General features: G+C 40.5%; 11 protein-coding genes. 5 read left to right on the top strand and 6 right to left on the bottom strand.

All coding sequences use genetic code 11. The features are described from left to right. Positions 1 to 2: 2 nt before the first annotated feature. The 5 genes from kdpB (at position 3) to AAG807_RS18915 (ending at position 7,035) form a co-directional block, all read left to right on the top strand. Complete coding sequence (gene kdpB / locus AAG807_RS18935; RefSeq protein WP_341907485.1) at positions 3 to 2,042, top strand: potassium-transporting ATPase subunit KdpB; 2,040 nt, start codon at positions 3 to 5, stop codon at positions 2,040 to 2,042. 11 nt (positions 2,043 to 2,053) lie between these two features. Then, the gene (kdpC, locus tag AAG807_RS18930) at positions 2,054 to 2,629 is read left to right on the top strand and encodes a potassium-transporting ATPase subunit KdpC (RefSeq protein WP_341907482.1); all 576 of its coding nucleotides are present in this window, start codon (positions 2,054 to 2,056) and stop codon (positions 2,627 to 2,629) included. A gap of 64 nt (positions 2,630 to 2,693) precedes the next feature. Next, positions 2,694 to 4,067, top strand: a complete 1,374-nt coding sequence (locus tag AAG807_RS18925) for a porin (protein WP_341907479.1) — start codon at positions 2,694 to 2,696, stop codon at positions 4,065 to 4,067. A 93-nt stretch (positions 4,068 to 4,160) separates the two neighbouring features. Continuing rightward, positions 4,161 to 5,285, top strand: a complete 1,125-nt coding sequence (locus AAG807_RS18920; protein ID WP_341907476.1) for a sensor protein KdpD — start codon at positions 4,161 to 4,163, stop codon at positions 5,283 to 5,285. A gap of 16 nt (positions 5,286 to 5,301) precedes the next feature. Next, the gene (locus AAG807_RS18915) at positions 5,302 to 7,035 is read left to right on the top strand and encodes an ATP-binding protein (protein ID WP_341907473.1); all 1,734 of its coding nucleotides are present in this window, start codon (positions 5,302 to 5,304) and stop codon (positions 7,033 to 7,035) included. Between the two features lie 20 nt (positions 7,036 to 7,055). Here AAG807_RS18915 and AAG807_RS18910 read toward each other — a convergent pair whose 3' ends face one another. The 6 genes from AAG807_RS18910 to AAG807_RS18885 all read right to left on the bottom strand — a co-directional run. Further along, on the bottom strand, positions 7,056 to 7,838 hold the full coding sequence (locus AAG807_RS18910) for a CPBP family intramembrane glutamic endopeptidase (RefSeq protein WP_341907471.1): 783 nt from the start codon (positions 7,836 to 7,838) through the stop codon (positions 7,056 to 7,058). Between the two features lie 108 nt (positions 7,839 to 7,946). Continuing rightward, positions 7,947 to 8,750 (bottom strand): alpha/beta fold hydrolase, encoded by an 804-nt coding sequence (locus AAG807_RS18905; protein ID WP_341907468.1) that lies wholly within the window; start codon positions 8,748 to 8,750, stop codon positions 7,947 to 7,949. A 126-nt stretch (positions 8,751 to 8,876) separates the two neighbouring features. After that, positions 8,877 to 9,923: a WG repeat-containing protein gene (locus AAG807_RS18900; RefSeq protein ID WP_341907465.1), complete on the bottom strand. Its 1,047-nt coding sequence runs from the start codon at positions 9,921 to 9,923 to the stop codon at positions 8,877 to 8,879. Positions 9,924 to 9,989: 66 nt separating this feature from the next. Next, the gene (locus AAG807_RS18895; protein WP_341907463.1) at positions 9,990 to 10,445 is read right to left on the bottom strand and encodes a hypothetical protein; all 456 of its coding nucleotides are present in this window, start codon (positions 10,443 to 10,445) and stop codon (positions 9,990 to 9,992) included. A gap of 45 nt (positions 10,446 to 10,490) precedes the next feature. Further along, positions 10,491 to 11,051 carry a hypothetical protein gene (locus AAG807_RS18890; RefSeq protein ID WP_341907461.1) on the bottom strand — a complete coding sequence of 187 codons (561 nt, stop codon included), beginning with the start codon at positions 11,049 to 11,051 and terminating at the stop codon, positions 10,491 to 10,493. A gap of 126 nt (positions 11,052 to 11,177) precedes the next feature. Next, on the bottom strand, positions 11,178 to 12,352 hold a 1,175-nt coding region (locus tag AAG807_RS18885; RefSeq protein ID WP_341907459.1), incomplete at its 5' end, for a PQQ-dependent sugar dehydrogenase.

Here is a 12,352-nt window from a genome sequence, read left to right as displayed (position 1 = left end):
TCATGAGCAATCAACAAATATCCTTATTTGACCGGCAGCTTGTTAAAGATGCGTTCAAAGAGTCATTCATTAAATTGAAACCACAGGTCATGTGGAAAAATCCAGTCATGTTCACCGTGGAAATCGGAACATTCGTCATGCTGGTTGTATGTGTTTTTATTCTTTTCGGAGCAGCCAATCAAGGAGGTTTCGGTTACAACTTCACCATCTTCCTGATCCTGTTCGCTACCCTACTCTTTGCCAATTTTGCAGAATCATTGGCAGAAGCTCGTGGTAAAGCACAAGCAGACAGTCTGCGTAAAACACGCGAAGAAACACCTGCTAAACAGCTTTTGGAGAATGGAGAAATTCGAATGGTGAATTCTTCTGACTTGCGAAAAGGCGATGTTTTTGTCTGCGAAAGTGAGGATATTATTCCCACTGATGGAGAAATCATCGAAGGAATAGCAACTATCGATGAAAGCGCAATTACAGGAGAATCTGCCCCGGTCATTCGTGAAGCCGGAGGAGATAAAAGCAGTGTTACCGGAGGAACGAAAGTATTGTCTGACAAGATTAAAGTCCTTGTATCCACAGAACCAGGTGAAAGTTTTCTCGATAAAATGATCGCATTGGTTGAAGGTGCCAGCCGTCAGAAAACACCAAATGAGATCGCATTGACAATTCTTCTGGCAGCTTTCACACTCATTTTTATCATTGTCTGCGTTACCTTGAAACCATTTGCAGATTATTCAAACACTCCTATCACGATTGCTGCATTCATCTCGCTATTTGTCTGCCTGATACCAACCACAATCGGAGGATTGCTTTCCGCCATTGGAATTGCCGGAATGGACAGGGCATTGCGAGCAAATGTGATTACAAAATCCGGAAAAGCAGTCGAAACTGCAGGAGATATCGATGTACTCTTGTTGGATAAAACGGGTACAATCACTATCGGGAATCGCAAAGCAACAGCCTTTTACCCCTTGGATAATCAGGATCAAAAACACCTGATAACCTGTGCTGCTTTGTCTTCCCTGAAGGACGAAACACCGGAAGGGAAATCAATCATTGAATTAGCCCAACAATTGGGTGTTGATGTGGATGCTCTTCGCAAAACTTCCGCATCGGCAACATTCATCAAGTTCACAGCAGAAACACGCAGCTCGGGAATTCAATTCGATGGGAAAACCATTCGAAAAGGAGCTTTCGACGCAATCCGCAATATCGTAGAATCTGCCGGAAATGTTTTCCCTGGTGAGATTATTGCTGATGTCAAAACCATTTCAAGCAACGGTGGAACTCCATTGGTAGTTTGTGAAAACAACCAGGTTGTCGGAGTGGTAGAATTACAAGACATCATTAAACCCGGTATCCTGGAACGTTTCGATCGCCTTCGCAAAATGGGAGTTAAAACGGTGATGGTTACCGGAGACAATCCGTTGACAGCAAAATACATTGCCGAAAAAGCAGGTGTGGATGATTTCATCGCAGAAGCGAAACCGGAGGATAAAATGGCTTACATCAAAAAGGAGCAGGAAAGCGGCAAATTGGTGGCAATGATGGGAGATGGTACCAATGATGCTCCCGCTTTGGCACAAGCTGATGTCGGCGTAGCAATGAACAGCGGAACTCAGGCTGCTAAAGAAGCCGGAAACATGGTGGATTTGGACAACGACCCAACCAAATTGATCGAGATCGTTGAAATTGGAAAACAACTCCTGATGACACGTGGCACACTCACTACGTTTTCCATTGCCAATGATATTGCAAAGTATTTCGCCATTGTCCCTGCCCTATTTATTGCATCTATTCCATCATTGGAAGGGTTGAATATCATGCAGTTGAATAGTCCGGAGAGTGCCATCCTTTCAGCGGTTATTTTTAATGCGTTAATTATACCCGCATTAATCCCATTGGCTTTGAAAGGTGTTGCTTACAAACCAATCGGAGCAAGCGCCATTCTGCGTCGGAATCTGCTTATTTACGGATTGGGCGGTGTCATCATTCCATTCATTGGAATCAAACTACTGGACTTATTTGTTTCCCTATTCATTTAATCTTATACGTCATGATCAAAAAAATCTTAGCAGTCAATTTATTCACATTCCTATGTATGTTGCTCCTCTCAGTAGCATATCCACTTCTGATTTCCGGTATTGGGCAACTGTCTCCGGGACATGGAAAAGGCCGTATCCTTTCTTACAAGGGAAAAACTGTCGGGTTCGAACAAGAAGGTCAGCAATTTACAGAGAATCGTTATTTCTGGGGAAGACCTTCGGCAGTAAACTATCATGGTGCAGGAAGCGGAGGAAGCAATAAAGGGCCTTCAAATCCGGAATACTTAGAAGAAGTAAAATTGCGCATTGATACTTTTCTTATTCAGCATCCTTACCTGGATCGAAAAGAAGTGCCCGCAGAACTAGTTACTGCTTCCGGAAGCGGACTGGATCCGAATATCTCACCCCAAGCAGCGGCTGTTCAGATAAAACGGGTAGCTCTTGCAAGAGGTTTGAATGAACAAGATCTTCGACTACTGGTAAAAAGCCAAACCAAAGGACCACTATTCACTGTTTTTGGTCCGTCAACAATCAATGTACTGGAATTAAATCTGGCATTGGAAAAATTTCAAATTAATAAAAAATAAGAGAAAGCACTGCTTTCGATAAATATCAGCCGCAGCTGATCGATAAACAATTAAAATTTAACACATGAAAAATAAATTCACACTTGGGTTAGTCATGCTAGCCCACATTTCCATCGCTCAAACCTCTGAGAAGCCAAAAAGTGATAGCATTAAAATTCCATTTGATGGAATAGATGTTTCCTGGCAAAATGGAAGCGACAGGAGAACTGAAAGCATTTGGAAAGACAATGCCATTTTCACACCAAGCGTAATGATTGATGTGAATTACACGTATTCGTTTAATAATCCAAACGATAATACGGTTGTTGGTTCAACTGCCTTGGCCCGAAACAATGAATTCCAGCTTTCAGCGCTTCATTTTGGAGGTGATTTGAATTACAAAAATGCCAGAGCGCGTTTCATGACTCAGTTTGGTACACGCTCTATAGTAGTTCCCCGAAACGATTACAGTCCTTACAAAGGTCAATACCAACTTGCCAATGTTTACCGTTACGTCAGTGAAGCGAATGTCGGGTATCACTTCAATAAGTGGTATGGAATTAATGTGGATGCCGGATTGTTTATGTCCTACATCGGGTTGAATTCGTTTTACCAATCTGAAAACTGGGAATACCAGGCTTCTTTCACCTCAGACAACACACCTTGGTTTTTCAATGGACTTCGTGCTCAAATCTTTCCTTCAAAACATATGAAAATAGAAGCTTGGGTAATCAATGGCTGGCAAAGTTACGGACGGTTCAACTCAATGCCGGGTCTTGGGGGGAATATCACCTGGATACCAAATGATAAATTGAAATTATTGACAAACGATTATTTTGGAAAAGATGCAGCAGGAATCAAAGATCGTCAGCGTTTCCACAGTGATAACAGTTTACTCTACAAATATTTCGATAAACCCACTTCAAAAGGAATTTCAAAAATGGCCTTTTCATTGACTGCTGATTTTGGTTTCGAAAAAGGAGGAGGTGTAAATGGTTTAAAGAATGGAGATAGTATCGCTGGTCCTGCACAGTATTTCGCAAGTGCTATGTTTTACAACCGTATTTGGTTCTTTAAAAACAAAGTGGCATGGACAATCGGAGGTGGAGTAATGACTAATCCAGGTCGATACCTTGTTCTGTACCCTACAGGTCAGGCTAGCCCTCTTCCCAATCCAAATAATCCAACTCAAACAGAAGGAGCATTTCCATTCTCAGCTAATCCAGGGGATGCGTTTAAAGGTTGGGATTGCTCTACCAATATCGATTTTATGCCAAATCAAAGTATTACCTTTAGAATAGAAGCTGTTTACAGACATTCTTCGGTTCCTTACTTTGCTGGTGCCGGAGGAGTAACTTCGCAAACCGGCTATTCAACGACAGCACTTGATCCGTCTTGGCGACCTGATTTGGTGAAGTCGGAATTCCGAATCATTGCAGCTTTGCTGTTTAGAATATAAAACACAAAGTAGTGCAGAAACTACACTGAAATATTGGTTTAAACAGTCATGTCTTGTTTTTAGATGTGGCTGTTTTTGAAGTTAATACAAGTCATGACAGAAAAGGAAAATAATGTACGGCACTTTCTCGAACTGATTCAACGATCGCGTCGGGGGAAATTCAAAATCTACATTGGTATGAGTGCCGGAGTCGGTAAAACATACCGGATGCTCCAGGAGGCGCATTCATTGCTCCGCAATGGCATCGATGTTAAAATCGGATACATCGAAACGCATGACCGGGAAGAAACGGAAGAACTAGTCAATGGATTACCGGTCATTCCTCGCAGACATCTTTTTTATAAAGGAAAAGATCTGGAAGAAATGGATCTTCAGGCTATTATCAACCTTCGTCCGGAAGTGGTGATTGTTGATGAATTGGCACATACAAATATTGAGGGCAGCAAGAACAAGAAGCGCTGGCAGGATATCCTCGATATTCTGGAAGCAGGGATCAATGTGATCAGCGCCGTAAATATTCAGCACATTGAAAGCCTCAATGCCGAAATCAGACAAATAACAGGAATTGAAGTCTCGGAACGCATCCCTGATAATGTCTTGCAACTCGCCGACGAAGTGGTCAATATTGATTTGACCTCCGATGAACTGGTGACCCGGTTGAAAGAAGGAAAAATATACAAGGCAGATAAGATCCAACGTGCTTTGGCAAACTTTTTCAAGCCGGAAAACATCTTGCAACTCCGCGAATTGGCATTAAAGGAGGTTGCCAGTCAGGTGGAACGAAAAGTAGAAACTGAAATTCATCACGATGCCTCATTTCGACATGAAAAACTACTCGCCTGCATTAGCAGTAATGAAAAAACGGCTAAGAAAGTCATTCGAAAAACTGCCCGACTTGCCAATTATTATCACAGTAAATGGTTTGTCCTATACGTGCAAATTCCAGCTGAAAGCAATGAGCGGATACCACTCGACAAACAGCGACACCTGATCAATAATTTCAAATTAGCAACCGAATTAGGAGCTGATGTCATCCGATTGGAAGAAAAAAATGTCACCGATGCAATCATGCGTGTAGCCGAGGATCGAAAAATTACGACACTCTGTATCGGAAAACCTCATTTCAGTCTCTTCAAAGTTATTCTTGCTACATCCGTTTTTAATAAATTACTCAATAAATTAGCTGCATCGGATATCGATCTGATCATTCTCTCTTGATTTAAACCCGTTTTACATGAAGATTAAAACAAAATTGACACTTGGCGTCGGACTTCTTTTCTTACTGATCATTCTATTGTCATTGGTGTCGGGAGGATCTGTCCTGACTTTGAAAAATGATACCAACAACATTCTGAAAGCCAATTACAATAGTCTCAACTATTCACGAAAAATGATGATCTCGTTGGATGAGGAGGCTTATGATCAAACGGCAAAAAAACGCTTCAAGGCAAATATGGAACTCCAGCTCCAAAACATCACCGAAACCGGAGAAGGAGAAATAACACAGCGTTTAAAAGACCATGTGAAAGAATTGAATGCGACTGATCAAAACAAGGAACCCATTCGTCAATTGATTCGTCAGGATATTTTACAAATCATGCAGTTAAACATGACCGCTATTCAACGGAAGAGCAAACTGGCAAACGATTCATCCGACGATGCACTATTCTGGATTGTTCTTACCGGAAGTTCTTGTTTCCTGATTGCATTCATTCTCTTGGTGCAATTACCGCGGAACATTTCAAAACCCATCAAGGAGCTCACAGAAAGTATCCGGCAAATTGCTTCGCGCAACTACAAACAGCGGGTTGCTTTCGAAAGTCACAGTGAATTCGGAGACTTAGCCAAATCTTTCAATACCATGGCTGAAAAACTGGATGAATACAACAGTACGCAACTGGCTGAAGTGTTGTATGAGAAAAAACGAATTGAAACATTGATCAACAACATGAATGATCCGGTTATTGGTTTGGATGAGCATGGAAAAATCATGTTTGTCAATAATGAAGCTATTAACATCCTGAACCTTTCAAAATCAGACCTCCTGGGTGTTGCAGCTAAAGAATTAGCCTTATCCAATGATCTGGTCCGATCCCTGATCCGCGATATGAAAGGAATCGCCGGGAAAAATGTTCCAAAAGAAGATCCGTTCATGAACATTTTCGTAAACGGGAAGGAACACTATTTTGAGAAAGAATTGGTTCCCATTTCCATCATTCCAACAGGCGAACGTGAACAACAGCTCATTGGCAATGTGATTATCCTGCGCAACATCACCTCTTTCAAGGAATTGGAATTTGCCAAAACAAATTTCATGGCAACCATTTCACACGAACTGAAAACCCCTATTTCATCCATTAAAATGAGTCTTCAATTATTGGAAACCAAAGATGTGGGAACGATCAACAACGATCAAAGACAATTGATTAGCAGCATTCGTGAAGACAACGAACGCCTTCTGAAGATTACAGGAGAATTGCTGAATCTATCCCAGATCGAAACAGGCAACATCAAACTATTCATGAAGCCTTCTGATCCTTATCAATTGATTCATCAATCCGTGGAAGCGACTCTAAAGGAAGCCGAATACAACCAAATCAAAATCGTTGTTCAGACAGAAGAGAACCTGCCTCTCATTTCAATGGACATGGATAAGACTCAATGGGTTTTGATTAATTTATTGATCAATGCCATTCATTATTCACCAAAAGGAGAAACCATCACCATCTCCTTGAAACAGGACTCGAACAAATTCCGATTTGAAGTAACCGACCACGGCGGAGGTATATCCGAAGAATATGTATCCCGGATTTTCGACCGTTACTTTCAGGTTCCCGGAATCAGCAAACCCGGAACAGGGCTTGGATTAGCGATTTGTAAAGAATTCATTGAAGCACAAGGAGGAATAATTGGTGTGGAAAGTCAGCTTGCAAAAGGCAGCACATTTTACTTTCTGATTGAACAATAATATCCTATCGTTATCCACATTTAATTTCGATGTTTCATCCAAATCGTGTCCCTATTGATCGTCAACGGAATTCCCCTCTTCCGTTTGTACAAAATGGTCAGGATAATAGCCAAAGCAATGGTCAGGATCCGGAAAACATTTGCGTAAACCCCACCAAAAGCATTGGTTGAAACCGCAAAAATCATCCAGGCCAGATTCATGAAGAAATGCAGAAAGATGGAAATCCACAAGTTGTAATTCCATTCCACAAAAAGCCAGGCAAAAAGTACCGCTCCCATGAAGGTAGTCGAAAAAACACCTATCAGTGTGGGCAGATCATTACTCTGATACAAGTGCATTGCTGCGAATAAAATGGCTCCTAATAAAATGGAAGGGATAAATCCCAATTTCGTATACCGGAATAATTGACCGAACAGAAACCCTCGAAATATAAATTCTTCAAAAAATGCCGCTGCAGCTCCGGTTATCAGGATTTCATTCAAGGTTAAGCTGCCATTGAATTGGAAGCAAACCGCAAAACCAATAAACATAGGAAGTGTACAAATCAACGGAAACAGAACGCCTTTCAAAATGGAACGATTCAATCCCAATGTGGTTTTACAGCGATTCCATTGATTAATGATTGATGCTCCCAAAACAATTGGAAAAGAGACGATTATGTAAACGAGGATATGGCTCAGTCCTTCCTGATGAATATGCGAATCAACCCAGATTCGAAGTTCTGAAAAGTAACTATTAGCGAGAAAAAAATAGACACCAAACGATAGAAGAGTGATTGAAATAACACTTAAGGATCTACTCATCGTTTGTTTTTGGGTTTTAATGATGAGTTAAGTTACCAATTCCTTAAGACTTGGGCAACAATTTTAACGTTCTGCGAATGATGAAATCAACGAACGGTGTTTTTGATTTCACTTATTTGACAAAAGATGATTCACTTTGGATAAAAAGACTTCCGTATCCACCAAGGGACATTCCAGATGTTTCCCTGTATAAATCAAGCTTTCATGTTTGGTGATACTATTTGCCTCCACCTTTTCATACAAGGAATATGGCACCTCTTCATCTTCTTTGGAATGGATGAATAACACCGGGATCTTCACCAGTTTCTTCATGTCTTCTTTTGCGGAATAAGGTGAGGTAACAAACTTTTCAATCATTTCCTTTTGTTCAGCAGGAGAATATGCTGTGGCGATATCTGTAAACGATGAAATGGTTCCATCCAGGATCAACCCACTGATTTTTGACTCATTTGAAGCTGCCAAATGAGTTGCTATCTGCGTTCCCATAGAAGCTCCGTACAAAAGAATAGCCGTGTTTTTAATCCCTTTTTGACTCAAGGCAAAATCTAATATCCGTTGTCCGTCAGCTGCGATATTGAGATGAGTTGGTTTTCCTGTGGATTTTCCATACCCTCTGAAATCGACCATAAAAAGCTGGAAACTATCTTTCAGTAAAGGTTTCACCAACGTCATGTAAGTGGACACATTTCCACCCGCCCCATGAAAATAGATGATAGTCGCCTTGGGTTTTTCCACACTCGAAATCAGATAAGCCGTGATCTCATCTTCATCCATTTTTTGCTTGAATGATTTTACCTTGAATGAATCTATTTCCTGCCATTCCTTGGAAGGATAATAGAATTTATCATCCATTTGGGCAGTTGTTTGAAGAACAAACAGCGTAATCGCAATGAAAGAAATCAGTTTATACATTTCTCCGGGAATTTGAATTTCACTAAATGTAATGAATAACCTACTACCTGTATACTGATTTTCACTTTTTAAAACAAAAAAAGCATCCATCAGGTGACGAATGCTCTCCTATTTATCTGATTATTGTTACTTAACTAATGTCACATCTTTAACCGAGTCAAATCTAGGTTCAACAGCCCATTTTCCCGTTTTATTGATTATCCCCCATTTTCCATTCAACCTTGCTGCTGCATAGCCATTCTGGAAATCACGAACGGCTTGGAATTGAGGTTCGATGACCCATGTACCTTCTTTGTCAAAGAAACCAACTAATCCCCCCTTCTTTCCATAAGCTAAACCTTCTGAGAAATCACCCCAGGATTCTGTATCGACAGTTAAGATTTCTCCTGATTCATTAACATAACCCCATTTTCCGTCTTTTTTTACACGAGCAAGTCCGCTAACCGGATCAAACTCTTTTCCAGCTTCGAATTCAGGTTTAACAACCCATTTTCCATCTTTATCTATATACCCCAATTTTTCATCCGGTGTTTTTGCCCATGCAAGACCATTCTTAAAATAACCTACACTCAAAAAATCAGCGGGAATAACCAACTCGCCTTTTGTATTGATGAAACCGAACTTTCCTTTTGTCTCAATAGCGGCCAAACCTTCTGAAAACTCTTTCACATCCACAGGAGCTGTAGCGATAGTTATTTCATTTCCTTTTGTATCGATCAATACAATGGTTTTTCCTTTTTTGACATTTGCATAGCCTCCGTTAAAATTACTTCCTTCATCATAAATTGCAGGGATAGCTAGTTTACCTTCATCATTCATATAGCCCCATTTGCCTTTTACTTCAACCAAAAACAAGTGATCAACGAAACCACCTAAATTGAATCCAAATACATCTTTTGTTTTAAAACTTTCCGGATCCGTTTTCAAACGCGTATTTCTCAAATCAATAAAATGGTATTGGCGTTCTTTCCCGTCGTAAATGACAGCAAGTCCATTCGATGAAAACGGATAGCACTTTTCATACTCTGCGGGAATAATCAGTTCGCCTTCCAGATTTGCATATCCCCACTTTTGGGTTTCAAAAGTTTTTGCCTGAAAGACAAGTGTTTGTGCCTGCAGCGTGACTGCACTTAAAACAAAAGCACATAGAGTAACTAATTTCATTCGATTCATGGGTATTGATTTTATGTCTTTCAAAGATAGGTAAATTGAACGGTCAGAAAAAGTAAAAAAACCTGTTTATTTCGGCATCCGGATCACTCCGGCTCCATCCACAAGCCATACACCATTCACCTGACTCAATTTTGTTGCAACAATAAATTCCGGCCAATATACGCCTTGAAGTGTGACCAATCCTGTTTCAGAATCCACTGATTTGATTTCAAACCCTTTTTCAGGATAATCCTGTGCGTTAAAGATCGGATCGAAACCCAGTCCCATTTCCGGGTCATCTTTCCAAGCATCCTCCATCATTTTCCGGTAATCCTTTTTGAAGTCATCTGTCAGCAATTGCTGATTTTTCACCCATTTTTCAGCGTCTTTTCCTGCGTTGGCATTTGCAACGTAATCATTCATGACATCCAAAGCCACTTGTGGATCCATTTCTGTTTTATTCTGAGAATTCTCAGTCGTTTTATCCGAAGTTTCACAAGAAAATAAGGTTGCAATAATTAGCAGAGTCATTAGTTTTTTCATAGGTCTAAAAGTTCACTAGTTTAACGTATTCAAAAATGGAATTGATTATTTGTACAAATCAACGCAGTCGTGTTTGATTTTCTTTACTTCCGGATCAGTATAATACAGGTCTTCCGGGTCCTTTCCCATTCTTAATTGCTCGATTATCTGATCGTTATATTCCATTTTGTTGATAATACAAAAACAGAACGCTTCCCGATTCTTCATTATTGAAGCCGGTAACACTTCTTCTCCTGCTTCGATTGATTTGGTAATAATCTTCTTAAAAATCGGTTCATAATACAATGAAAAATGGAAGCGATCCCTCTTCTTCATTGCTTCCGGGTATTTGAAAGTTGCAACTGCAATCAGAGCCAACGCAAAAAAGGTATAACACTGAAGTGCCCTTTTCAATGCATAATCACTGTGATTTCTTTTCAAAACAAAGTAAGGGATCAAACTCAACGATCCCACAAAAATGGTAACACCAAATGTCCCTACGATTAGAATGAGAAGGTACTCGGATTTAGGAGTGTAAGGTTGCTCTGTTAGAATCGTCAAAAAACCAGCCGGAATGCTTAATAGAAATAGGATTAAGATCCAAAGGTAAAGTTTTCCTCTTTTCATTTAGGCTTAATTAGTCAAGCGTGTTGCCTCCGCTTTTTTCATAAAGATACTGCTTCCTATTTTTTACAAAGGAATGAAAAATTCAGTAATCTGCAAGGATCAAAACTCCTTGCAGATCATCGTGATTTATCTTTCTTTCATTAATTTGGATCGCTGAACCTGATCATTCCCTACAAACTTCACTTCAATGGAATAGGTTCCCGTAGAAAGTTTTGAAATATCGATTTGATCCCCGCTTTCTACATTTTTCAGCTCTAAAACCGATTTCCCGTTCAGATCCAGAATGGATACCTGCTCTGCCGCCGCATTATTCGCAAACTGAATCGATGTTTCTGCTGGATTTGGAACAACCAAAGAAGTTTTATCCTGCAATTCAGCCACACTTAACGGATTGGAAGGAGTCAATCGAAGAATTGGATGAGAACCGGAATTTGTTGCGATATAAATTTCTTTGTTCGGACCGATTGCAATATCTCTCAGTCGACCAAAAAGACCTTGAAAATACTGATCTTCATCCGTAACTGCAGTTCCTTGTGCATTCAATTGCAATGCAACCACACGTTGTCCGTTCAGAGTCACCATAAGTACCCGATTATCCCACTCCGGAAATGCAGGATTTTCATAGTAAACCAAATCGGAGGTTGCAATAGTTGGTGTCCAGCTACGAATTGGTTCCTGATACAAACCGGTTGCACAAGGTGTGTCTTCAAATGTTTCGTCGCAAAAGCCATGAATTAACGGCCAGCCATAATTCTTACCCGCTTCCAGAATTTGGAATTCGTCATCTGTTGACGGTCCGTGTTCTGAAATGATGATTTTCCCGTTTGGAAGCGCACAAATCCCCTGAGAATTCCGGTGTCCCATCGAATAGACATACGAACCGGGAATTGGGTTATTTGCAGGAATGGATCCATCCATATTTACACGAAGGTATTTTCCCGAAAGCGAACTGGAATCTTGCGCCAATTGACTTTCGTAGCATTCTCCTGTAGACATCAACAAGGTATTATCGGGAAGAAAATGCAAACGCGAACCATTGTGATTGGCCCAAGCTAAAATATTGTCAATCAAAATAACCGGATTGACCAAGTTGGTACCGTTGAAGGTATATTTCACCAAGCGTTCTTTGAAAAAACCCTGACTGTCTTCCGTGCCATAAGTGTATACAAAGAACACTTCGGGTGTAACAGCGAAATTGGGATGTAAAGCCAAACCGAGCAAACCACTTTCACTAACTGCGTGCACATCATTTGTCAAATCGAGCACTACCGACTTTACTCCTGTGTTTAAATTAATCCGAC

Source organism: Fluviicola taffensis DSM 16823 (assembly GCF_943372375.1).
GTDB classification, from domain to species: domain Bacteria; phylum Bacteroidota; class Bacteroidia; order Flavobacteriales_D; family Crocinitomicaceae; genus Fluviicola; species Fluviicola taffensis_A.
Note: the sequence above shows the minus strand (reverse complement) of the source record. Positions and strands in the feature narration are given on the sequence as shown.

Coding starts and splice junctions, on each gene's coding strand:
- kdpB (WP_341907485.1), top strand. CDS start 3: ATGAGCAATCAACAAATATCCTTATTTGACCGGCAGCTTGTTAAAGAT.
- kdpC (WP_341907482.1), top strand. CDS start 2,054: ATGATCAAAAAAATCTTAGCAGTCAATTTATTCACATTCCTATGTATG.
- AAG807_RS18925 (WP_341907479.1), top strand. CDS start 2,694: ATGAAAAATAAATTCACACTTGGGTTAGTCATGCTAGCCCACATTTCC.
- AAG807_RS18920 (WP_341907476.1), top strand. CDS start 4,161: ATGACAGAAAAGGAAAATAATGTACGGCACTTTCTCGAACTGATTCAA.
- AAG807_RS18915 (WP_341907473.1), top strand. CDS start 5,302: ATGAAGATTAAAACAAAATTGACACTTGGCGTCGGACTTCTTTTCTTA.
- AAG807_RS18910 (WP_341907471.1), bottom strand. CDS start 7,838: ATGAGTAGATCCTTAAGTGTTATTTCAATCACTCTTCTATCGTTTGGT.
- AAG807_RS18905 (WP_341907468.1), bottom strand. CDS start 8,750: ATGTATAAACTGATTTCTTTCATTGCGATTACGCTGTTTGTTCTTCAA.
- AAG807_RS18900 (WP_341907465.1), bottom strand. CDS start 9,923: ATGAATCGAATGAAATTAGTTACTCTATGTGCTTTTGTTTTAAGTGCA.
- AAG807_RS18895 (WP_341907463.1), bottom strand. CDS start 10,445: ATGAAAAAACTAATGACTCTGCTAATTATTGCAACCTTATTTTCTTGT.
- AAG807_RS18890 (WP_341907461.1), bottom strand. CDS start 11,051: ATGAAAAGAGGAAAACTTTACCTTTGGATCTTAATCCTATTTCTATTA.